Below are 24,302 nucleotides of genomic sequence, written 5' to 3'. Positions count from 1 at the left end.
TATCCATCGTCTTGCAGTAGTCCATATTAACAGATAATGATACTATATTACCCTTAACATGTATAACTCAGAAATAAGAAGTTAATTTATACAGAAATATCAAATTGTTTTTAAAGTAGTAATTTATGGCAGACACCGCTTTATTTGTACTTTATTACCATAATAACCGATTTCAGGGTAAATTATAATTAACTTAATACAAAAAAATTGAAAGTCCTTCCTTTTAAAATTCCGAAACCGAGAAATGAAGCACTCGTTTATCAATTAGATCGAGTAGAAGCTTTCTACGATCAACTTCACCAGCACGGTGAAATTCAAATCAGTTATATATCCAAAGGAGAGGGGTCTTTAATTGTAGGTGATTCTATAAATGAATACAAGGCCAATGATCTTTTGATAATCGGCGGATTTGTACCCCATGTATTTAAAAGTGATGTTACGGCCTCTCCTGTATCTGAGATGCACACACTTTTTTTTGACCTACATTCTTTCGGAAAAGATTTCTTTGATATCGCCGACCTTTCGCTGACGCAAGATTTTTTTAAAAAATCAGAACTGGGCATGAGAGTACTTTCAAATAAGAAGACGATCATTGACGAGTTCCTTAAGTTATCATCGCAAAACAAAGTAGAACAGATAGCTACTCTTTTAATGATCATTAGTCATGTTTCAAAGGCAAAAACAGCACCGTTATCCTCATTTGTTTATAGAAAATCATTTTCAGATGATGAAGGAAAACGTATGAACAATGTCTACAAATATGCCATGGAAAAATTTAACGAACCCATTAGCCTAGAGGAGGTCGCCAGTATTGCCAATATGAGTCGTAATGCATTTTGCCGTTACTTTAAAAAACGGACGAACAAGACATTTTTTCAATTTTTAATTGAAATTCGAATCGAAAATGCCTGTAAATTGATCGTGAACAAGCCAGAGCTTTCCATTTCATTGATTTCAGAACAATGTGGATTCAACAACATTGCCAACTTTAACAGAAAATTCAAAGAATTAAAGGGATGTCCGCCTACACAATATCGATCACAGTTTTAATTGCTTAGCCCTTAAACAGTCGATTAGAAACCACTTACAAATTATCAAACCCACTATACCCTGTTCATATACCATAAAAACAGAAAGCGAATGGAAATCCATTCGCTTTCATCACTTATATAAAAAACTAACTCAAACAATTATTTTCTAAAACTTTTGCCTTACACAAAAATTCGTTAATACCCGGGATTCTGGCCTAAATTGGTATTCGTATTCAACTCTTCTAAACCAATCGGAAAAAGTGTGGTGTAATCACCTTTTGGCGTATGGTTGTACCAGCTTTTAGTTTGATAGACCCCAAATCTGATCATATCGGTTCTTCTTCTGGCCTCACCAGCAAACTCCCAACCCAATTCATCCAAGAAACGTCCGTATGGTACAGCCGTTTGGTCCCCTGCATCGGCAATAGTACCATCTTCGGCCAAGGTGCCGTATTGCACGGTAGTGTCACCTTCAAGTTCTGCCCCGGTAACCGTTGCATCCGCCAGGTTATCAAAAGACCGTGTACGTACTTGGGTTACGATAGTCGCAGCCTCATCACTTTTATTGGTCCTAAGAAGCGCCTCGGCCTTCATCATCAGCACATCCGTATATCTTAAAAATGGAAAATCTACACTAAGTCCACCTGTAGCACCTGGTTCTATTTCATATTTTCCGCATCTAAAGCCATCGGTAAAATCACAGTCATAAATACTTGGCATCTCTTTGACCAAGGTCATAACCACACTCCCATCAGAAGCATTTAGTTGATCGCCCATTAACCAAGTATCCGACAAACGCTTATCATTTGGCTCATAACTATCTATAAACTGGGGGTTACAACTAGACCCGCCCCATGGTTGGGCCTGCATTCCGAAGACCAATCTATGATCAGGAAGCAACATTTTCATATGGGCATTCCACTGCCCTGCAAAAATTTGATCGTAGGGTATCGCAAACACCAATTCACTGTTGCCCTCATTATTAGTACTAAAAATATCAGAGTAACTATCCGACAGTTCAAAAGCTCCACTGGCAATGATCTTATCACAGGCATCGATAACCTTGTCCCAGTTAGAGGTACCGGCATATACTTCAGAATTTAAATAAACCCTGGCCAATACATGGTAGGCCGCCCACTTGGTCATACGGCCATAGGTAGAAACATCTACCGTTTCGGTAAGGCTTGGTATTACTTCTGTTAATTCAGAAACTATAAAATTATAAACTTCGGTGCGTGTACTTTGAACCGGCAACTCATCACTATAACTGGCAATGATCGGAACATTACCATGCGAATCTACCAACATAGAATAATACAAGGCCCTTAGCGCCCTCATTTCTGCAACAATAGCAGTGGCCTGTTCATCGCTTACCGGTAATTGTCCAGATTCTATCTGCAATATTACCCTATTGGCACTATTGATACCGTTAAAGCAATTGATCCATGTATTTCTTGGCTGCCATTGGGTAGAGGTCCATTCATGAAAATGCATTCTTTTATAGGTACCCCCATCGTCCCAACCATTTGGTCTAGTAGGCGTTACAAACATATCGGCCGGTTCTTCCTGTAGATCAAACCAGCCTTGCCACCCCATTACGTAGCGCATGGGAGTATACGCAGAAGCCATTACCGATACAATATCGGATTGTGATGGTGTAAAAGATGCTTCGGTAACTTCTGAAAACACCTCTTCCTCCAAATCTGTACATCCTAGTTGTACCAAAAAGGCACAGGCGGCTAGGATCGATATTCTTGTTTTAAGTGAAAACACTTTATTATTTATATTTTTCATAGTCGTTTAGTTTAGAATGTAAAATTGATACCTAGGGTGAACGTCCTTGTAGAAGGATATTTGTCTCTTTCATCATTACCAGGCGATAATCCACTTCTATTGACTTCAGGATCTATACCCTTATAACTTGTAAAAGTCGCCAAGTTTAGCCCCGATGCATAAATCCTAAAAGTTTGGGCAAACTTTATAGCGTCTTTGGGCAAGGTATATCCTAAGGTAATGTTATCTATTTTTAAGAAATCGCCATCTTCTACATAGTAGCTAACAAAACGTTGAACGTCTTGCAGTTCTGTTTTCCCATATACAAGATCGTAAGCGGAGTCCAATGTATTATAGGTAATTGTGGGATTCTCATAGAACATACGCGAGAAATTCAATATCTCGTAATCCAAGGCGCCCCTTAAGTTGACCATCAGGTCCCAATTCTTGTACCTGACCGTATTGTTCCAACTATAATAGGATTTAGGCAAACCGTTGCCCAAAATTTGTCGGTCGTCCGTAGTAGCTTCCGTTGCAGGAACCAGACTACCGTCCGGTCTTTCTATAATCCAAATACCATCATCATTGATATCTACGCTCTTTAAGCCATAAAAATTACCAATGGGCTGTCCTTCTTGTACCCTATGTGTACTAATTTGAATGGGTTCGCCGGTATACCCCTCATCAAAGAAATCGTTGGTCAATTGAAACTCATCATTGGAAAGCGATACAATTTTATTGGTATTGGTCGAATAGGTGAGGTTAGCCGTCCAATCAAAATTTTCTGTTTTTACAGGTGTCACATTTAACAAGAACTCGAATCCCTTGTTATTGATTTCAGCAACATTGGCCGCAATGGTTCCGAAGAAATAAGGAGGCGTTGGTACACTATAGTTAAACAATGCGTCTTTGGTGGTTCTATTATAATAATCTACCGATCCATTGATACGCTCGTCAAGAATACCGAAGTCAAGCCCAACATTGAACTCTTCTTTCTTTTCCCATCTTAAATCGGGATTCGCATTTCTCGAGGGCACCAATTCTCTTACCCATTGCCCGTTGTTTAAAAAATACGACCCATAGGTTAGACCACTCAAGGCCTGATAATTAGAACCTGCATTAATACCCGTTACACCGAAACCTGTTCTTAATTTAAGGTTCGACAACCAATCCCAATTATCGGCAAAGGACTCTTGATCTATACGCCAACCCAATGAAACTCCTGGAAAGTTACCCCATTTGTTATCTTCACCAAAACGGGAAGACCCTTCTCTACGCAAACTGGCCATTAAAAGGTAACGGTTGTCATAATTGTAGGTAAACCTTGCAAAGAAAGCGATCAGCTTATCAGAATCTTTATAACTGCCCATATTCGCTTCACCCAATTGTAAGCCTTGTCCACTACCTAGATTGTTGTAGGTAAACCCGTCTGTAGGAAAACGACGGTTGGTAGCCCAAAAACCTTGGTTCGTATTATCTTCATAATTGTAACCCACCAAACCGGTTACCTTGTGCTTACCGAAAGAATTATCATAGTCTAAGGTAAGCTGACCATAATTACCTACATAATCGTCAGTACCTCTTGAAGCATAGCCATCTTGGCCATTCTTTGTGGTAGACACATGGTTCTTGGTCTGATAAAACCCTCTAATATTTGTCTCTCCTTTACGTGTGTAAAGTCCTTTCATGGTTACATGGTCGCCAAAATCATAACTTAAGGAAAAATCGAACCTAGAATTTCTAAATTTGTTCTCGCCTATCGTTTCTTGTATATACGCGACAGGGTTGTCATAAAAATATACGTCTCTTTCGTACCAGTTACCCTCTTCATCCTTTACTGGTTCTGTAGGATTTCTTATAAGGGCCTGCCTGTAGATATATGGATTAAAACTGCTTCCGTCCCCTAAGGCATTATAGGTTTGCTCACTTAATATAACACCTATATTGGCTTTTAAACGATTATCGAACATGGCATGGTTTGCACTGACCCTCGCCGTATATTTTTCACTATTCGACTTTAAAAACGTTCCTTCGATATCCCTATAGTTTATAGAGGCCGTCAAATTTGAAGTAGCATTGCCCCCTCTAAAAATAAGGTTATGAACTTGGCTATAGGCATTTCGTGTAATTTCATCCACCCAATCAGTATTGGCTCCATAATCCTCTAAATTGGCCCCATTAAATTCGTACCCTTCATTAAACTTCTCCCTTAGTTCGTTCGCATCTAAAAAATCTAACTCATTGGCAATAGTGGACAATGACATATACCCGTTATACTCTATGGTAGATTTCATATCATTACTACCTTTTTTGGTCGTAATGATAATAACCCCATTGGTACCCCTTGTTCCATAAATTGCGGTCGCAGAACCATCTTTTAACACATCTATAGAGGCTATATCCTCTGGAGCAACGGTATTTAAGCTTCCTGGAACACCGTCGACCAACACCAAAGGATTTGTACCCCCTAAAATAGAAGATGTACCCCTTAAACTAATCTGTGTACCTTCTGTAGGATCACCGGATGGGGCAGAAACCGACAAACCTGCCACTTTACCCTGAATTAGTTGTGCGGCATCCTTTACATTACCCTGTACAAAATCTTCAGATTTTACGGTTGCCACCGAACTTGTAACATCGGCCCGTTTTTGTGTTCCATACCCTATGACCACAACTTCCGAAAGTTGCTCCAAATCTTCTTGCATGACCACATTTATTGTCGACGACGACCCTACAGGTATCTCTTGAGTTTTAAAACCCAAGTAAGAAAATACCAAAACTGCATTTGAACTGTTTGTGGTAATTTCAAAATTTCCATCAAAATCGGAGACTGTTCCATTAGTAGTGTTTTTCTCGGCTACCGACGCTCCGGCCACCGGAATTCCTTGATCATCCGTAATTGTTCCAGATATCTGTTGTTGCGATAACGCAACTTGCACACACAACAGACAAAGAACAGAAAACAATTTTCGCTTTTTGAGACGACTTGATCCCAAAAACATTCTTGGTAATAATTTGGCCAAATTCATAATTCTAAAGTTTAGTTTGATTGCTTTTTTCTATAAAACCATCACCGAAAACCCCTATTTTAATACAAAGGTTATTAAGTGCAAATTTTACACTTGTAAACTTAGAAATTATATCAGCCGATTATTTTTGAATAATTATCCTCTTCTTATACTATATTATCCAATTACATAGCACTACCCTCCAAAAACAGTTAAAACATGCTTTTCTATAGATTGTAATCGATACCACCTTTACCAAACATCAAAATTTTATGTGTCCGATATTTTGCCGGGTCTTTTATTCGTAAATCAGAAATACTTACAGCCAACCACCAACCACATAACCTCCTCATCAACAAAAATGTACCTCACATCTATTATCATTTCTAAAAAAAACACCCTTATAAATTTCGATTATCATTTTTTTGATCTTCTTTCCATATTTTTTACAGTTTTTTAACAGGAGGTGTTTGTGCGCGCTGTTTTCTTGCCATATTTTCGCTTGCGAAATGAAGCAAATATCAAACAAGCGGATATTACCAATTGTACTCGCATTCTTGTGCGGGTTGTTCTTTGTTCATTTTAGTACGGAAATAAAAAAGGAGACTTCTCACGAAATATCTTCTACTATCGTAAACACCGATCTCTTTAACGAGACCGGATTACTTACCCATATAGACTATGCTCCTTCCTCATCCGATAAGCATCATGCCGTAGAGGCCAGCGAGAACGAAGAGAAAGAAGAAGAGCATATCATATCTCCTCCACAAAAAAAACAAACTTTAAGCAATATTTCCATTGCTTTTTTTTATGCCCAGGCCTTAGGGTTACTTCCTCTTTTAACTGAAAAATCATCAGTCTGTGTTAAGGCACTGAAATTTACGATCCCTTATAGTAGGCATATCAGATTTCAGATATTCAGAATATAGACTTTACCCCTCCTTTATTGTAACGTCACAGTATCTCTTTGACGATTATTAAACCTAAGAAATAGGCCTATACGGTAGTGCCTTCTATTCTTTCTAGGTATTACCCAAACATTTTCAGTTTAACCAATTATCTAAATATAATATTATGAGGAAAGTTCCCATGATTATGGGCTTATTCGTATTGATAAGCCTAACCAGTTGTAACCAAACAAAAGAACACCACAAAGACGAAACAAAGTTCTTGGTGACAAAACCGATAAAAAAAGACACATCTATCACCAAAGATTATGTCTGTCAGATACACGCCATAAGGCACATAGAAGTACGAGCTTTGGAAAAAGGCTACTTAAATGAAATATATGTAGACGAGGGCCAGTCTGTAAAGAAAGGGCAAAAAATGTTCTACATAATGCCAAACGTATACCAAGCAGACCTTTCAAAAGCAGAAGCAGAAGCCAAAATGGCCGAAATAGAATTCGAGAATACCCAATTATTGGCCGATGGCAACGTGGTATCGGAGAATGAACTTTCTTTGGCCAAGGCCACTTTAGAAAAGGCAAAGGCCGAAGTTTCACTTGCCAAGACCCATCTAGGTTTTACAGATATACGCGCGCCTTTTGACGGTATTATGGATCATTTGCATGTACGGGAAGGAAGTCTTTTAGACGAAGGAGAACTTTTGACCACCCTATCCGACAACAGCAAAATGTGGGTATATTTCAATGTACCCGAAGCAGAATACCTAGATTACATTACCAGTACCGACAAGGACAACAAAAAAGAAGTAGGCCTGCTTTTGGCCAACAACAAGGAATTTAACCAAAAAGGTGTTGTAGAGACCATAGAAGCAGAATTTAATCACGAAACCGGTAATATCGCCTTTAGGGCCACTTTTCCAAATCCAGATAGAATATTAAGACATGGCGAAACAGGCAGCGTTCTTATGACCGTACCTTTTAAAAATGCCATGCTTATACCCCAAAAAGCAACTTTTGAAGTCTTGAACAAGAAGTATGTTTTTGTCGTGGATAAAGATAATGTAGTTAGACAACGTGAAGTTACCATAGGAGCAGAATTACCTCATCTTTTTGTAGTTGAAAAAGGATTATCCGAGAACGATCAAATATTACTCGAAGGCATACGGATGGTAAAGGACAACGAAAAAATCAACACCGATTTTGTGGAACCCAACACTGTTATTTCACAGCTGGCCTTATACACTGAGTAGTCAACACAAATCTTAAAAAGATATGTTCAAAAAATTTATACATAGACCGGTATTGGCTATCGTCATTTCGGTCATAATCGTTTTTACAGGTTTACTGGCTATTAATCAATTACCTATTTCCCAGTTTCCTCAAATTGCCCCAACAACAGTAAATATTTTTATTGCCTACCCAGGATCCAGCGCCGATGTTTTGGTAAAATCAACCCTTATCCCCTTAGAGACCGCCATTAACGGTGTTCAGGGAATGAGATATATCGCTTCGGATGCGACCAGTGCAGGTGAAGGAACCTTACGTGTCATCTTTGAGCCCGGCACCGACCCCAACCAGGCCGTGGTACGGGTAAAGACAAGGGTAGACCAAGTAATGCCATTGTTGCCCGAGCTCGTACAAAGAGAAGGGGTCATTATTACCCCCGTACAGCCCAGTATGTTGATGTACGTAAACCTGTACAGTAAAGAAAACCATAATGATGAAAAGTTTCTGTACAACTACGCATACACTAAAATAGTTCCAGAGATACAGCGAATAAACGGTATTGCAAGTGCCAAGATTCTCGGTAGCCGTAAATACGCCATGCGGGTATGGTTAAAACCAGACCGTATGCGGGCCTATAACGTATCTGCCGAAGAGGTGCTAGAAGCTATGGAAGACCAGAGTATCTTGGCGAGGCCGGGTAGAATAGGTAGAAGTTCCGGTAAAGAATCGCAGGCATTGGAATATGTGCTTACCTACCAAGACCGATATGACGAGCCCGAGGAGTACGAGAATATTATTATACGTGCCAATGAAGAAGGAGAAATTCTTAAACTAGCGGATGTCGCCGATGTAGAACTCGGTAGTGAATTCTTTGACATCTATTCCAATTTAGATGGTCACCCCTCTGCTTCCATTGTATTGAAGCAAACCTTTGGCAGTAACGGTAGTGATGTGATCGCGGCCGTGAAAGACAAATTGGCCGAACTGGAAACGGACTTGCCTCCAGGGCTAGACTTTCAGATCAGCTATGATGTATCCAATTTCCTGGATGCCTCTATAGAGCAAGTATTGCATACACTTAGAGACGCCTTTATTTTGGTGGCCATTGTAGTGTTTCTATTCCTTGGTGATTGGCGTTCCACCCTTATACCGATTATTGCGGTACCCGTTTCATTGATAGGGGCATTTTTCGTAATGCAGATATTTGGGCTGTCCATAAACCTGATTACATTATTCGCCTTGGTTTTGGCCATTGGTATCGTAGTGGATAACGCCATTGTGGTGGTCGAGGCCGTACACGTAAAAATGGAAGAGGAAAATTTAACGCCCTACAAAGCTTCCGCAGCCGTGCTACAAGAGATCGGTGGTGCCATTATAGCCATAACCCTTGTTATGGTATCGGTATTTATCCCTGTTTCGTTCATGACCGGTCCGGTCGGGGTTTTCTACCGACAGTTTTCTATAACCATGGCGGGATCTATAGTCATATCGGCCGTGGTTGCCTTGACCCTTACCCCTGTTCTTTGTGCCATGATGTTAAAGAACAATCACGGTAAGCCTAAAAAGAAAACACCTATTGATCGTTTTATAGATTGGTTCAACAAAGGGTTCGAAAGACTTACCGGTGGGTATGTGGGCATACTTAATAAAATTGCGGCCCGTAGAATGGTCACCTTCGGAATTTTAATAGCGTTCTGTGCAGGTATTTTCTTTACGAACCAAGTATTACCGGCCGGTTTTATACCCAATGAAGATCAAGGGATGATCTATGCCATTATACAAACACCTCCTGGAGCAACTTTGGAGCGTACCAACGAAGTAGCTAGAAAATTGCAAAAAATATGCGAAGAAACAGAGGGTGTTGAATCCGTTTCTTCGTTGGCAGGTTATGAAATTATGACCGAAGGTCGTGGTTCTAATGCCGGTACTTGTTTGATCAACCTAAAACCATGGTCAGAAAGACAACACTCTGTTCATGAAATCATGGAAGAACTGGAAGAGGAAACAAAAGACCTAGGAGCGGTGATAGAATACTTTGAGCCACCCGCTGTACCTGGCTTTGGTTCTTCGGGTGGTTTCTCTATGCGATTGTTGGACAAGACCAATGGTACCGATTATCATGAATTCGAAAGAATTAACAACGAGTTCATGGAAAACTTGTCCAAAAGAGAAGAATTAACAGGATTGTTTACCTTCTTCTCGGCCAACTACCCTCAGTACGATTTAAAGATCAATAACAAAATTGCCATGCAAAAAGGAGTTTCTATTGGCAAGGCCATGGAAAACCTGAACATTTTGATCGGTAGTACCTATGAGCAGGGTTTTATACGATTTGGTCGTTTCTTTAAGGTATATACACAGTCTGCCCCAGAATACAGGGCATTACCTACAGACCTAGAAAAACTCTTTGTTAAAAATGAAGAGGGCGAAATGGTACCTTATTCCGCATTTATGACAATGGAGAAAAAGTTAGGCCCTAATGAGGTAACCAGGTACAACCTATATAATTCGGCGGCCATCCGTGGTCTTCCGGCTCCGGGGTATACCAGTGGAGATGCCATTAAGGCCATACAGGAAGTTGCCGAACAATCGCTTCCAAGGGGATACGATATTGCATGGGAAGGTTTGTCTTATGACGAAGCCAGTAGAGGTAACGAATCTATCTACATTTTTGCGGTCGTATTGATCTTTGTGTATTTTGTTCTTGCCGCACAATACGAAAGTTTCCTATTGCCTTTTGCCGTAATACTATCATTACCCGTTGGGGTCTTTGGTTCTTTCGCACTATTAAAAATGATGGGATTGTCCAACGATGTATATGCCCAGATAGGTATTATCATGTTGGTAGGTCTATTAGGTAAGAACGCCGTACTTATTGTAGAATTTGCCGTTCAAAAACACAGAAAGGGAGCTACCATACTTGAAGCTGCCATAGAAGGCTCAAAAGCAAGGTTCCGACCTATTCTTATGACCTCTTTCGCTTTTATCGCCGGTCTAGTTCCATTGGTAATCGCTACCGGTGCCGGAGCTATAGGAAATAGGACCATAGGCGGTTCTGCCCTGGGAGGAATGCTTATCGGTACTATTTTCGGAGTATTGGTCATACCAGGACTATACTACATCTTTGGTAAAATGGCAGAAGGGCGAAGCCTGATCAAAGACGAGCACCAAGAACCTATCTCCGAAGAGTTTATACGAAATAGCGAAGGAGAAAGCAAAACCGCTAAAGCTCTTCTTGAAATGAAAAAGCTCTTAAAAAAATTAACCAAAAGAAAAGACGATGAATAAGAAAATAAAAAATATCGTAAAAAATCGAAAATCAATTGTCGTCTGTATACTGGTAATCGGAATATTCTATTCTTGTGTGCCGACAAAAACACTAAAAGAAGAGGATATAGATCTTCCGGACAATTATCGGACGCAATCAACGGACACCACCAATACGGCAACCGTTAAATGGCGCGATTTTTTCTCCGACCCCTATCTGATCGCCTTGATAGATACCGCCTTGGTAAACAACCAAGAACTGAACATCATGTTGCAACAAATCGATATTGCGCAAAGCGAGGTGAAGACCAGAACGGGAGAATACCTGCCTTTTATTAATTACGGGGCCGGTGCAGAAGTCGAAAAAGTCGGGGAATATACCCGTAACGGTGCTGTAGAGAAGAATCTGGATATAAAGGACGGAGAAGAATTCCCAGAGCCATTAACCGATTACTCTGTGGGTCTTTCCGCTTCTTGGGAACTCGATATTTGGAAAAAACTAAGAAACTCTAAAAAAGCGGCGGTTCTCGAATACTTGTCCACCATAGAGGGTAAAAACTTTATGGTAACCAGTTTAATTGCAGAAATAGCCGATTCTTATTACGAGCTTTTAGCGTTGGACAACCAATTGAACATTATTGAGCAAAATTTGGAAATTCAATCCAACGCGCTCGAAATGGTGAAACTTCAAAAGCAAGCGGCAAGAGCTACAGAACTTGCCGTTAGAAGATTCGAGGCCGAAGTATTAAAAAACCAGAGCCATAAATTTGAAGTACAACAAGAAATCGTTGAAACAGAGAACAAGCTCAACTTTCTAATAGGTAGTACCCCAAAGCATATAGAACGTAATTCCGATAATTTTATCGAGAATACCATCGACCCCATATATGCGGGTATACCTTCTCAACTATTGCAAAATCGCCCTGATATTAGACAGGCCGAGTACGAGTTGGCCGCTGCCAAGTTGGATATAAAAGTGGCCAGGGCCAATTTTTACCCTTCGGTCGGTATCAAAGCAGGTGTAGGGTTACAGGCTTTTAAACCCAAATACCTGACCAGCACACCCGAATCACTATTATACTCGGCAGTGGGAGATATCGTAGGCCCCTTAATTAACAGAAATGCCATTAAGGCCGCCTATAATAGTGCCAATGCAAAGCAGATACAGGCAGTGTATGAGTATGAAAAATCTATATTAAAAGGCTATATAGAAGTAGCCAATCAATTATCTAACATAGATAACCTTAAAAAAACCTACGACCTAAAGGCCGATCAAGTAGAAGCACTTACAGCATCTATAGATCTATCTACGCAGTTGTTTAAATCGGCAAGAATAGAATATATAGAAGTATTGTTGACCCAACGAGAGGCTTTGGAGTCAAAAATGGAGCTCGTAGAAACAAAACGAGATCAATTAATCGCAAGGGTGAACATATATAAAGCTTTAGGTGGAGGTTGGAATTAGCCATATCTCATTTTTTACCCTCACAAAAGCCTTCGAGAAATCGGAGGCTTTTTCTTTTTGCGTCTTTCCGATAAAGGGTCATAAAAACAACACTTTATCGAATATATATCCAGATTTCCGAAAAAATTTAACAAAACATAAAGAACCATATAAATTCAACATCAGAATAACCCAATCTTAACAAAATTGATTATGAGAAAGTGTTTATTACTATTTGCCATTTATTCTTTACTATTATTTCTGTACTAAGAAACAATACATTGATATCTTTTAAAAGGAGGAAGCCTCTATTCCTATTTTAAAACTACTTGCGCTCTAATTATACCTATTTTCACAAATGGTTTTATACCAAAAATCGGTATACCATAAATTGTCCATTACAGATTTAAGAAGATACTCGATTCACGATTCTACATCGGTATTTTCCAATTCCGAATTGGAACTTAATCGAGAAGCATCCGCTTTATTGTCTATAAAAACCTTGGCACTCGTTTTCATATCGGCATAGCGGGGATCTTGCACATAATCTTGTTTTTGCATCTTGATGGCCTCGATACTCAAAAACCCGAATTCGCTCACTACCTTACCGTAAAACCTGTAAATCCCTTTCCCCCTAAAACTATATTTGGCCGCTACAGGTGGAAACAGCACTACATCGAACACCTTGCCCTGTTGGTCTATCAAGGTGGCAAAATGCATGCGTTTACCATTGTGTGTACGGGTATTCTTAACGGTGACCAAATAGCCATAGATATCGATATAGCGGTTCAGGAACCGCTCCAGGTCATTTGCACAACGCTGGTTCTTGGGCGGTTCGGCCAACAGTTCAAACGGACTGCACAAGCAAAAACCCAAAAGTTCCAATTGGGTAAAGGCCTCCTCTAGGTCTGTGGTGTGCATTTGGGGAATCTTAAAGTTCTGCCGCTTGGGCGGAAACAGCTTGGGGTGGTCGATTTTTGCGTTTTTATTGAGGAACAAATGCGCTTTCCACAACAATTGGTGTTTGTTCGCCCCTGTAAACCGAAAGGCATCTATACGAATCAGGATGCTAATTTGTTCAATGGAAATCATTACCCGATCGAGAAAGTCCTCGAGGGAGGAAAAATGTCCTCCAGCCTTCCTTTCCCTTATGATACGTTCCGACACCCTGTGCTCCAGATCGCGCAGATAGCCAAAGCCCAGAAAAATATCCTTCCCATAGATTACATTGGCATTAAAGCTTCTGTTAATACAGGGCGGATGTATAACGCCACCCAACATCCGTGCCTCGTGCACATAAAACTCGGGACGGTAAAATCCGCCTCCGTTATTGAGCACGGCCACCATATACTCCAACGGAAAACGGGCCCGTAAGAACAAGGTCTGGTAGCTCTCGACCGCATAGGATGCGGAATGCCCCTTGGCAAAGGCATAGCCGGCAAAGCTGGCGATCTGCTCCCAGACCTCGAAGATAATACTATCGGGCTCTCCCTTTTTTCGGCAGTTGTCTATAAACTTCAACCGTACTTTTTCAAACTCTTCGCGGGAGCGGAACTTACCGCTCATCCCACGTCGCAGTACATCGGCCTCCCCCAAACTAAGGTCCGCAAAATGGTGGGCCACTTTAATTACGTCTTCTTGGTAGACCATGACCCCATAGGTCTCGGGCATAATATTGAGCATAACTGGGTGCGCCCTTTCTTTTGCCCTACCCTTGTCGCGGTGCCTTAAAATATACTCCCGCATCATACCACTTTTGGCGACACCCGGCCTAATAATGGAACTCGCCGCCACCAAACCGAGGTAATTATCGACCTCCAATTTCTTTAAAAGCATCCGCATGGCGGGCGATTCCACATAAAAACAGCCCATGCACTGCGCACTCTTTATCAACGCGTTCACTGACCGATCGGTCTTAAACCTACGCACATCATGAATATCGAACGAGTTTATTTCATCGGGTCGGTTGTAGCCGATAATATCCACCGCCTCCCGTATTTTGGCGAGTCCGCGCTGTCCAAGGATGTCAAATTTATAGAGTCCTGCATCCTCTGCGATTACCATATCGAACTGAACGGTCGGAAACCCTTTGGGCGGAAGGTGGGTAGCGGCAAACCAGTGAAGTGGTTTTTCACTGATCAAAATACCCCCTGCATGAATGCTCAGATAGTTGGGCATACCGTTGATCAAGCGACCGTATTTCAACACCAACCGAGAGATCTCATCGAGCTTTTGGGGATCGTACCTGCCCTCCGAAAGCAGGTCGATCTCACTTTTTGGCAACCCGAACACCTTGCCCAATTCGCGGACCACCCCTTTCTCCTTAAAGGTGACATAGGTTCCCAATAGGGCCACATGATCAAAGCGTTCAAAGATATATTTCGTCATCTCGGGACGGTCGCGATGCGAAAAATCGATATCAAAATCAGGGGGATTCACCCGATATAAATTGATAAACCGTTCAAAATACAGGTCCAGCTCCATTGGGTCCACATCGGTAATACGCAATAGATAGGCCACGATGCTATTGGCCCCGCTACCGCGGCCTACGTAGAAAAACCCTCTTCTTCGGGCTTCGGAAACGATATCCCAATTAATGAGGAAATACGAAACAAAGCCCATGGTCTTGATCAGTTCCAGCTCTTTGTGCAAGCGCTCCATGATACCCGGCCCGCCTTCGGGATACCGGTAAGACAAGCCTTCTTGGCAGAGCTTTTCCAGCAAGGCCTCATCCGCCTCCTTCGTACCTAGATAGGTTTTCAAGTTTTGGGGCTCCCTATCCGAAGAAAAATCAAAATAGATGCTGCACGAATTCATCAACCGTTCGGTATTCTCCAAGATATGGGCATGCTCCGAAAAGGCCGCGGCCAAATTACCTATGGGGAACATCTTTTCGTCCTCATTCGCCTCCTCGCTTTTGTCCAGCTTGCTGAGCAGCACATTGTTGTCGATGGCCCGCAGCAGGCGGTGTGCATTGAAATCGCTTTTGTTGCGAAAGGTTACGGGCTGTTGCACCACCAACTTATCCTTTAACCCGGACAATCTCGAAAAAGGCAATTTTCGCAGGTCGGCGATCGATATACCAATGTATTCGTTTTCCTTAAAGACCGACATCTCGTTGAGCAGTACCATCTCAAAGGGGTATACCACATAGGCATGTTTGAACTTGGGCGCCACCACCGGAAACTTCTTTCCTTCGTACAAGTGTTCCGACAGAAAATCGTTCAGTTCGAGGTAGCCTTCATTGTTTTTGGCAATACCGATAAAACAGGGTTCGGCACCATTTCGAAAATCGATGCCCAGAATGGGCCTGACCCCGTAATTCGGGGCCAAACGCACAAAATTAAGGCAGGCCGACGTATTGTTTATATCGGTCAATGCCAACTGTGTCACCTCATTTTCACGGGCCAGCTGCAAGAGCTCCTTTTCGGAAAAGGTTCCGTAGCGAAGGCTGTAATATGTATGACAGTTTAAGTACAATTTCGTTGATGTATCTATTGATTATGGCAATCGCAAGTGATCCGACTATATTCCAGTGGCCTTACCACTATTATTGTTTTCTATGGGCCAATACGATCGGCGGTCGGCCATCGAAGGGGTTCTGCATTCTCCCAATCGTTCGTGCGCCCATGGCCGAGGCACGGATCACGCTCTTATCGCCATAGCGCTTTCGAATATGGTCCATCGCATTGTACAGGTTCAATATCTCTTCGGTATCGTCAAATAGGTTGATCTGGTAGTTGCCCGATACCAAGTGGCTAAAGCGGATGCCCACCAAGCGCACCAACAACCTGCGGTTGTACAAGGTCTTGAACAACTCCAGGATCTTGGGTATCAAAATATGATCGGCACTGGTATAGGGAATACGCATCTGTTTTGAATAGGTATTGAAATCGGAGTACCTGATCTTGACCGCGATACAGGCCGTCAACTTTTCCCCCCGCCGCAACTGATAGGCCAGGTTCTCGGTCATTGCAATGAGAATGCCCTTTAATTTCACCACATCTATCGTGTCTTTGTCAAAGGTGCGTTCGGTAGAGATCGATTTTCGCTCACAGAACGGAACCACGGGGGTATGATCGATACCATTGGCCCTTTTCCATATGACCCTTCCGTTTTTGCCCAAGACCCGTTGCATGACATCTATGGGCATTTCTTGTATGGTACGCACCTGCCGCAGCCCCAGGTTTCTGAGCATTTGGTAGGTCTTATCGCCCACCATGGGTATTTTTTTGATGGACAAGGGGGCAAGAAAGGGTTTTTCCAAGCCGTAATCTATCTTTAATTGGTTATTGGGCTTGGCCTCGTTAGTGGCCACTTTAGAGACTACCTTGTTGACCGAAAGTCCGAAAGAAATAGGCAATCCGGTTTCCTTAAGGATCCGTTGGCGCAGCTCCGAAGCGTATTTGTAGCAGCCAAAAAAACGATCCATTCCCGTTAGGTCGGCGTAAAACTCATCGATACTCGATTTTTCAAAAAGGGGTACCTGCTCCTTGATAATCTCGGTAACCATGTCGGAATAGTTGCTATAGGTACCCGCATTGCCCTTTATGGCAATCGCCTCGGGGCACAGTTCCTTGGCCATTTTCATGGGCATACCGGAATGCACCCCATAACCGCGGGTCTCATAGCTACAGGCCGCGACCACGCCCCTATCGCTCAACCCACCTACCAATAACGGTTTATTCTTCAATTCGCTATTGACAAGGCGCTCTACGGATACAAAAAACGTATCAAGGTCCAGATGTAAAATGGTCTTTTGCATAACTATCCTTAAAATCGGATAGCTAATTTATGGAATAATTCCAAAATATTGGAATTATTCCATTTTAAATTTTAATAATCCTAATAGTGTTCAACATTTCCATATAAATAGCGTTATAGATTCAACCAAACTCTTTCTTTATTAATCAAGGTCAAAAAGCTATTCGTATATTTTGCTTTATTTTCGTCATATGAAATCTTTATTTGTTCCCCTACTCTTTAGTCTATTTTCAACGGCAATCTTTTGCCAACAAGAAAAATCGGCAATATCGATAACAGATCCCGCACAGGGAACAGTCTGGAATATACCCGAAAAAGTAACCCTTCGTTGGAATACCGAAAATATAGCCCCGAATAAATCTATTCGTTTTTTTCTGGTCAGAAACGAAATGGTGGTTCAAGAGTTGGGCTCTTTTGAGAACAACGGTATTTCAAAAGAAATAGAGCTTGCAAAAAATATAGGTTCTGGAGATCGGTACCAAGTTGTAGGGATCGAATTGTTTCCAGAAGACAAATATCAAATTGCAAAATTCGTAACTCCTTTTTTCTCTATAACAAATAAAGCATCGGACGAACTAAAAAAGAAACATGAACTCGCCCAAATAGAAAAACGAGGGCTTAGTAAAAAAGAAAAAAGAAGAAGGGCCAAAAAGAAAAGCAAAGCGGCATCGACCACAACAACTGTGACATCGGCTATAGAGACCAATGCACCTACCCCTAACATACGTGAAGAATTCGATGGAAGAAAAATATCATATACCAAAGAATTTACTTTCGACAGTGAAACCATAAGTGTTAAAATATGGGACCATGGCAGACAGGACGGCGATATCGTTTCTATATATTTAAACGGCACCCCGGTAGTATCTAAATATTATCTGACCTACTGGAAAAAAGAGTTTCAGATTAAATTAGACCCTAACAAATCTAACGACCTGTTCCTTTACGCCCATAATTTAGGTGATTCTCCCCCAAACACTGTAGCGATAGAAATAACGGACGGGAAAAAATCTGAAAACATTATCTTAAATTCAGACTTAAAAAGTTGCGAGGCCGTAATGATCAACGTAGTTAAATAGACGTCTATTTATCATATAAATCATCCTATTATAAAAAAGCATTGATATGAAAACAAAGCTGCTCATTCTTTTTTTAATTGTTTCTTCTACAACCGTATTTTCTCAAGAAAAAACAAAAATGGCACTACGTATGGGACTTAACAGCAGTAAGGTCCTCAACTCTAACCTACATAGCAAATATGCCCCATACGCCGGTGTAGCATTAGCGATACAATTTAATGACACGTATGCCCTACAACCAGAAATCACCTATTCTAAACAAGGAGGAAAATCTGAAATTCCCGAGCTTGACGATATCGACATCAACTACCTGTATATAAGTGTTGCCAATAAAATATTTACGGAAGGAGGGCATTTTCATTTCATCTTAGGCCCTAGCATAGATTTTAATTTCAATGATAATTTTATAAACCTGATCAATAGTGATGGTGACAATTTTGAAGTTACCCCGATAGACCTAGCCGTATTTGGAGGAATAGGTATCGAATTCGATTTTGGACTTGCTCTTGAACTACGATACAAGCAAGGACTTATAGACCTTGATTTTAACGATGACGGACAATATGGCAACAACAATGAAAACAATCAATTAAACCGGGTCATACAAATCGGGGCTTTGTATAAGCTGAATTTTTAATTCCCTCTTCATTTTAGTAAAGACATTTGTTTAAAATAGGTTCTTTTCTTACCCCAAAAACCAAGATAAAGATGTCTTTTTTACATTTTTTAACTTTTAGTGTATTTTCTAAATTTTTATTTTTATTCAGAATTTGAAATAGCGATACTATGCCATTTAGTAGACATGAAGACGATTTTTTGCCCGCGTTTTCTGTTCTGCCTATTCAAAAAAAATTAGGCAATCTATTGTCAAATAACACAAAAAGTGGGCAAGATTCACAACCTTCTTTTATAACGGTGTTTTTACAGCACCTACCTTTTACATTTCATTCGGAGAACAATAATTTTGAATTCAAATTCTACAGATGAAGGTAATCGCCTTTTCTTAAGATAAGAACACCCTACCTAGGGGTATAATAGCGCTCTTCAACCCTCGAAAAAAAATATTTCATCATTCTGTTTCTTTAGAAGAATACTTTTTTAAAGCAAAGTATAATTTAAAAAAATAGTTATGGAATCATTGAACAAAACCAAGAAAGAAAAACATCAAAGACTTCATTCTTTTCCACCGCTAAGATTCAAAAAATTTCAAATGAAATTGGAGAATACAGGTGTACATATTCTTATCTCGGCCAATTTTCTTACTAAATATAACCATTCCGTGAGGGTACAAAACGGGGTCCTTCATCTAAAAATAAAAAATCCTAAAAACAGCTACGATTATTACGGTGGATCTATGTCGTACGAAGGATATGGAAAAGATATCGATTTTCAGATCCGACTTCCCGACAAACAACATTGCCATATACATACCGTGCGGTTTCACCATGGGGTATTAAAAATACATCTATCCAAAGAACCTAAAACAAATAACACCGTGCGATCAGCTAAATCATCTTTTCTATCCAATAGGTTAACCGCCAACTAAAGCTAAAAGAAAAATGGTACAGCAATCTTTAACCCGTATTCAATTGAACTAAACGTCACATACCGAGCATGGATATACAAATCGAAAAACTAACCAAAACCTACGGCCCTCAAAAAGCCGTAAACGACATCAGCTTTGATGTTAAAACCGGAGAGGTACTCGGATTTCTTGGTCCTAATGGAGCAGGAAAATCCACCACCATGAAAATGATCACCGGTTATATCGGCATCGAAAAGGGAGATATACGAATCGGTGGCAAAAGTGTGACCGACCCCGAGAGCAACTTTAAACAGCACATTGGCTACCTACCGGAAAACAATCCTTTGTATCTGGATATGCCCATCATCGACTATCTAGAGTTCTGTGCCGCCCTACAAGGGGTAGAAAAGGCAAACATCAAGGATAGGATTCGGGAAATGATCGGCCTATGCGGACTCAACCGCGAAAAACACAAAAAAATAGGGGAGCTATCCAAAGGGTATCGTCAGCGCGTGGGACTCGCCCAAGCCATGATCCACGACCCCGAAATATTGATTTTGGACGAACCCACTACGGGGCTGGATCCCAACCAGATTATCGAGATCCGAAAATTGATCCGCGACCTGGGCAAGGAAAAGACCGTTATACTTAGCACGCACATCTTACCCGAAGTGGAAGCCACCTGCGACCGCATCCTCATCATCAACAGGGGCAGCATTGTCGCGAACGGAACGCCCGAAACCCTTAGAAAACAAGCCCAAGGCAACGAGGTGTTAAAGGTGCGCATAGAAGACGCCAAGGCCGAAACCATTGCAAAGGCCTTAAGCGACTTGGATACGGTACAGGACGTGGATCTGATAGAACGGGAAGAAAACCTTTTCGAAGTACAAAGTATCGCCCAACAATCGTCTAAACGGAACATCTTTAAGCTCTGTGTGGATAAAAAATGGGTACTGACCGAACTGACTCCTTTGGAAACCAAACTTGAAGACATATTTAGAAACTTAACGGTAAATTAGACATGCATACCATATGGACCATCGCCAAACGTGAACTGGCGACCTTTTTCGACTCGCTCATTGCCTATATTATCCTTGTTCTTTTCTTAGGCTTCAGCGGGTTTTTCACTTGGCTTTACGGAAACGATGTTTTTTTGGTAGGACAGGCCAACCTTCGAGTCTTTTTCAACATTGCCTCTTGGAGTCTCTTCTTCTTTATTCCCGCCATTACCATGAAAATGCTGGCCGAAGAGCGAAAAACAGGCACGTTAGAACTACTCTTGACCAAATCGGTATCGGACAGGCAAGTGATCCTTGGCAAGTTTCTGGGATCTATATTGCTGGTCTGTATTGCCTTGGCAGCCACCTTGCCCTATGTTATTACGGTTTCCAATATCGGGAATTTAGACAACGGCGGAACCATTTGTGGTTACTTGGGCCTACTGCTGCTAAGTATGGCCTACACCGCTATAGGTATTTTTGCGAGTAGCATTACCACCAACCAGATTGTGGCCTTTATGACCACCCTGTTCATTGGTCTCTTTTTCCATATTATTTTTGGGGTATTGGCCCATAACTTTACCGGAAGCCTGGGGCAATTCTTCGATACTTTGGACCTTCAATCACATTTTGAATCCGTTTCACGAGGGGTTTTGGACTCCAAAGACCTGGTCTATTTTTTTTCCATAACCGTGCTGGGGCTGTACCTAGGTGAATGGTCCCTTTCTAAAAGACATATTTCATAAACGCTAGTACATCCAATGAAAAAAACGAACATAACCATTGTCTTGATCATCGTGATCTTGGTGTTTGCCAACTTGGTATCAAAACAATACTTTTTTAGGTTGGATCTCACAGAAGATAAGCAATATACCCTAAGCGATGCCACGGAAAACATTATGGCATCCTTAGAAAACCCTATTACCGTAAAGGCCTATTTTTCTGAGAATCTGCCGCCCGACATCGCCAAGACCAAAAACAATTTCGAAGAATACTTGATCGAGTATGCGCGACATTCCGACGACAACCTTATCTACACCTTTATAAACCCCAACGAGAACGAGGCATTGGAACGCGAGGCTATGGAAGCTGGCATTAACCCCGTCATGATCAACGTTCGCGAAAAGGACCAGATGAAACAACAAAAGGCCTTTTTGGGAGCCGTTTTGCAATTGGAAGACCGTAAAGAGGTTATTCCCTTTGTACAGCCGGGAGCACCCTTGGAGTACCTTTTGTCGTCTTCGATAAAAAAGATATCGGTAACCGATAAACCCGAGGTAGGACTTTTACAGGGCTACGGACAGGCCACTATTGGGGAACTCGCACAAGTAAAAACAGCCTTGGACGTGTTGTACGACTTTAAGTCGGTCACCTTAAACGACAGTGTGCCCGCACCTGAAGAAATAAGAACATTGGCCTTGGTACGACCCACCGATACCGTCAGTGATGGCACCCTAAAGCAATTAGATGCGTTTTTGGAAAACGGGGGGAATTTGTTCATTGCACTGAACCGGGTAAACGGAAACCTCAACAACACATTTGGCAATGCTATCGGTACGGGAGTAGAAAAATGGCTGAACGAAAAAGGACTTACAATAGGTTCGAATTTTGTCATCGATGCCCAATGTGCCAATATATCGGTACAACAGCGACAAGGCTTCTTTAATTTTACGACGAACGTTGCCTTCCCCTATGCACCCATCATCAGTAAATTTGCAGACCACCCAAGTACCAAGGGCTTAGATGCCGTGGTAATGCAGTTTGCCAGTTCATTGAAGTTTACCGCCAAAGATTCGCTGACCACCTTTACCCCGCTCGCCTTTTCATCGGATAACTCGGGAGTACTGCCCGCACCCCAGTATTTCAATATCCAAAAAGAATGGACCAATAATGATTTCAATGCCCCCAACCAAGTGGTTGCAGGAGTGTTGGAGCAAACCCATTCCAACGGAAACCGTTCGCGCATTTTTGTGGTTTCCGACGGAGATTTTCCAGTTAGCGACGGTCAACGAACACTACAGGCCGACAATATAAACCTTATGGTCAACGCCATAGATTGGTTGAGCGACGATACAGGATTGATAGATCTTAGGACAAAAGGAGTACGGTACAGACCATTGGACAAATTAGAGGAAGGAACCAAAACCACTTTAAAATATGCCAATTTTCTCTTGCCCATTATTTTGGTGATTGTCTACGGCATAGTACGTATGCAGATGAACAAAAACAAACGCAGCAAAAGACTGGAAGAAAACTACGAATGATCGCTACAACAAAACCATAACCCATGAAAAAAAACAAGATATTGATCGCGATATTGGTGGTATTGGTACTGCTTTATGTTTCCACCAATTACTTTAAAAAGAACAGTAGCACCACTTTTAACCCAGAGGTCATACAATTGGATACCTCAGCAATAGAAAAACTTACCATATACCCACCGGCCGAAAAGGCCGAAGAACCTATTCATATTTCAAGGTCGAAAAATGGATGGGAAGTTTCACAGGGCAACATCAAATCTAAAGCGAGCCAAACATTGGTAAAAAGTGCCCTTGGGCAATTACAAGATATAAAGGCCCAACGACTGGTCGCAAAAACAGCGGACAAATGGGCTACCTATGAACTCACAGATTCCTTGGCCAGAAAACTAGAGATCCAAGAAAAAGATGGAGGCAAAATAAATACTCTCTACTTCGGAAAAACATCTTATGAACAAGGAGCGTCATCGCAGTACGGAGGAGCATCCATGAAAGGGTACACCTACTTTCGGATAAACGACAAACCCGAGAGCTACACTCTAAAAAATCAGATTTCGAGTGCCTTTGACCGTAAGTTCAATACATGGAGGAATCCTGAATTTATAAAATTGAACAAGGAGGACATTACAGAAGTAAAATTTGAACAGGATGGCCAAGAAGATTTTACCCTTCAAAAAAAAGACTCTATCTGGACCATTATGGGCATACGACCAGACTCTATAAAAGTGGCCCGTTATCTCAATATTTTACGCAATCAGAGCAGCTCTCAATTTGCAGATGGGTTTACCCCAAAAGAAGAAGCTTATAGAACTATGACCATTAGTGGAAAATCTATGGACAACATTGTTGTTAAGGCTTATGTTGACAGCGTGGAAAACAAATTTCTGCTTCACTCATCACAACATCCGGAAACCTATGTTAAGAGTGATTCTACAGGTCTGTACAAACGATTGTTCGTTGATAGGAAATATTTCATAAAAGAAAAAGAATAATCAAGATCACAAACTATAAACCAGCCGGC

At 41.4% G+C, this 24,302-nt stretch carries 16 protein-coding genes; 12 read left to right on the top strand and 4 right to left on the bottom strand.

The features are described from left to right. Positions 1-207: 207 nt before the first annotated feature. On the top strand, positions 208-1,050 hold the full coding sequence (locus J8L85_RS05185) for an AraC family transcriptional regulator (protein ID WP_211015214.1): 843 nt from the start codon (positions 208-210) through the stop codon (positions 1,048-1,050). A 176-nt stretch (positions 1,051-1,226) separates the two neighbouring features. Here J8L85_RS05185 and J8L85_RS05180 read toward each other — a convergent pair whose 3' ends face one another. Then, the gene (locus J8L85_RS05180; RefSeq protein ID WP_047246524.1) at positions 1,227-2,825 is read right to left on the bottom strand and encodes a RagB/SusD family nutrient uptake outer membrane protein; all 1,599 of its coding nucleotides are present in this window, start codon (positions 2,823-2,825) and stop codon (positions 1,227-1,229) included. A gap of 11 nt (positions 2,826-2,836) precedes the next feature. Further along, complete coding sequence (locus J8L85_RS05175) at positions 2,837-5,743, bottom strand: TonB-dependent receptor (RefSeq protein WP_348771724.1); 2,907 nt, start codon at positions 5,741-5,743, stop codon at positions 2,837-2,839. 578 nt (positions 5,744-6,321) lie between these two features. On the opposite strand from J8L85_RS05175, the gene J8L85_RS05170 reads away from it, so the two are divergent. The 4 genes from J8L85_RS05170 (at position 6,322) to J8L85_RS05155 (ending at position 12,678) form a co-directional block, all read left to right on the top strand. Next, entirely contained in the window at positions 6,322-6,741 is a 420-nt protein-coding gene (locus J8L85_RS05170) for a hypothetical protein (protein ID WP_211015210.1), read from the top strand. Between the two features lie 145 nt (positions 6,742-6,886). Beyond that, positions 6,887-7,969, top strand: a complete 1,083-nt coding sequence (locus J8L85_RS05165; RefSeq protein ID WP_211015208.1) for an efflux RND transporter periplasmic adaptor subunit — start codon at positions 6,887-6,889, stop codon at positions 7,967-7,969. Between the two features lie 22 nt (positions 7,970-7,991). Beyond that, positions 7,992-11,234: an efflux RND transporter permease subunit gene (locus tag J8L85_RS05160; RefSeq protein ID WP_211015206.1), complete on the top strand. Its 3,243-nt coding sequence runs from the start codon at positions 7,992-7,994 to the stop codon at positions 11,232-11,234. Then, a complete protein-coding gene (locus tag J8L85_RS05155) occupies positions 11,227-12,678 on the top strand; it encodes a TolC family protein (protein WP_211015204.1) in 1,452 nt (483 codons plus the stop codon). Before J8L85_RS05160 ends, J8L85_RS05155 begins: the two co-directional genes overlap by 8 nt. Positions 12,679-13,080: 402 nt before the next feature. Here the strand turns inward: J8L85_RS05155 and dnaE are convergent, their stop codons facing one another. Next, complete coding sequence (gene dnaE, locus J8L85_RS05150) at positions 13,081-16,137, bottom strand: DNA polymerase III subunit alpha (protein ID WP_211015201.1); 3,057 nt, start codon at positions 16,135-16,137, stop codon at positions 13,081-13,083. Between the two features lie 70 nt (positions 16,138-16,207). After that, the gene (gene dinB / locus J8L85_RS05145; RefSeq protein ID WP_211015199.1) at positions 16,208-17,422 is read right to left on the bottom strand and encodes a DNA polymerase IV; all 1,215 of its coding nucleotides are present in this window, start codon (positions 17,420-17,422) and stop codon (positions 16,208-16,210) included. A gap of 190 nt (positions 17,423-17,612) precedes the next feature. Here dinB and J8L85_RS05140 point away from each other — a divergent pair, with 190 nt between their 5' ends. The 7 genes from J8L85_RS05140 (at position 17,613) to J8L85_RS05110 (ending at position 24,273) form a co-directional block, all read left to right on the top strand. After that, the gene (locus tag J8L85_RS05140) at positions 17,613-18,500 is read left to right on the top strand and encodes a hypothetical protein (RefSeq protein ID WP_211015197.1); all 888 of its coding nucleotides are present in this window, start codon (positions 17,613-17,615) and stop codon (positions 18,498-18,500) included. 46 nt (positions 18,501-18,546) lie between these two features. After that, entirely contained in the window at positions 18,547-19,137 is a 591-nt protein-coding gene (locus J8L85_RS05135) for a porin family protein (protein WP_211015196.1), read from the top strand. 492 nt (positions 19,138-19,629) lie between these two features. Next, complete coding sequence (locus tag J8L85_RS05130) at positions 19,630-20,046, top strand: hypothetical protein (RefSeq protein ID WP_211015194.1); 417 nt, start codon at positions 19,630-19,632, stop codon at positions 20,044-20,046. Positions 20,047-20,114: 68 nt separating this feature from the next. Next, on the top strand, positions 20,115-21,044 hold the full coding sequence (locus J8L85_RS05125; RefSeq protein WP_211015191.1) for an ATP-binding cassette domain-containing protein: 930 nt from the start codon (positions 20,115-20,117) through the stop codon (positions 21,042-21,044). A gap of 2 nt (positions 21,045-21,046) precedes the next feature. Continuing rightward, entirely contained in the window at positions 21,047-21,769 is a 723-nt protein-coding gene (locus J8L85_RS05120; RefSeq protein WP_247656559.1) for an ABC transporter permease subunit, read from the top strand. Positions 21,770-21,784: 15 nt separating this feature from the next. Further along, positions 21,785-23,287: a Gldg family protein gene (locus J8L85_RS05115; protein WP_211015189.1), complete on the top strand. Its 1,503-nt coding sequence runs from the start codon at positions 21,785-21,787 to the stop codon at positions 23,285-23,287. 23 nt (positions 23,288-23,310) lie between these two features. Beyond that, the gene (locus J8L85_RS05110; RefSeq protein ID WP_211015187.1) at positions 23,311-24,273 is read left to right on the top strand and encodes a DUF4340 domain-containing protein; all 963 of its coding nucleotides are present in this window, start codon (positions 23,311-23,313) and stop codon (positions 24,271-24,273) included. Positions 24,274-24,302 lie beyond the last annotated feature (29 nt).

Source organism: Maribacter sp. MMG018 (assembly GCF_018100785.1).
Lineage (GTDB): Bacteria > Bacteroidota > Bacteroidia > Flavobacteriales > Flavobacteriaceae > Maribacter.
Note: the sequence above shows the minus strand (reverse complement) of the source record. Positions and strands in the feature narration are given on the sequence as shown.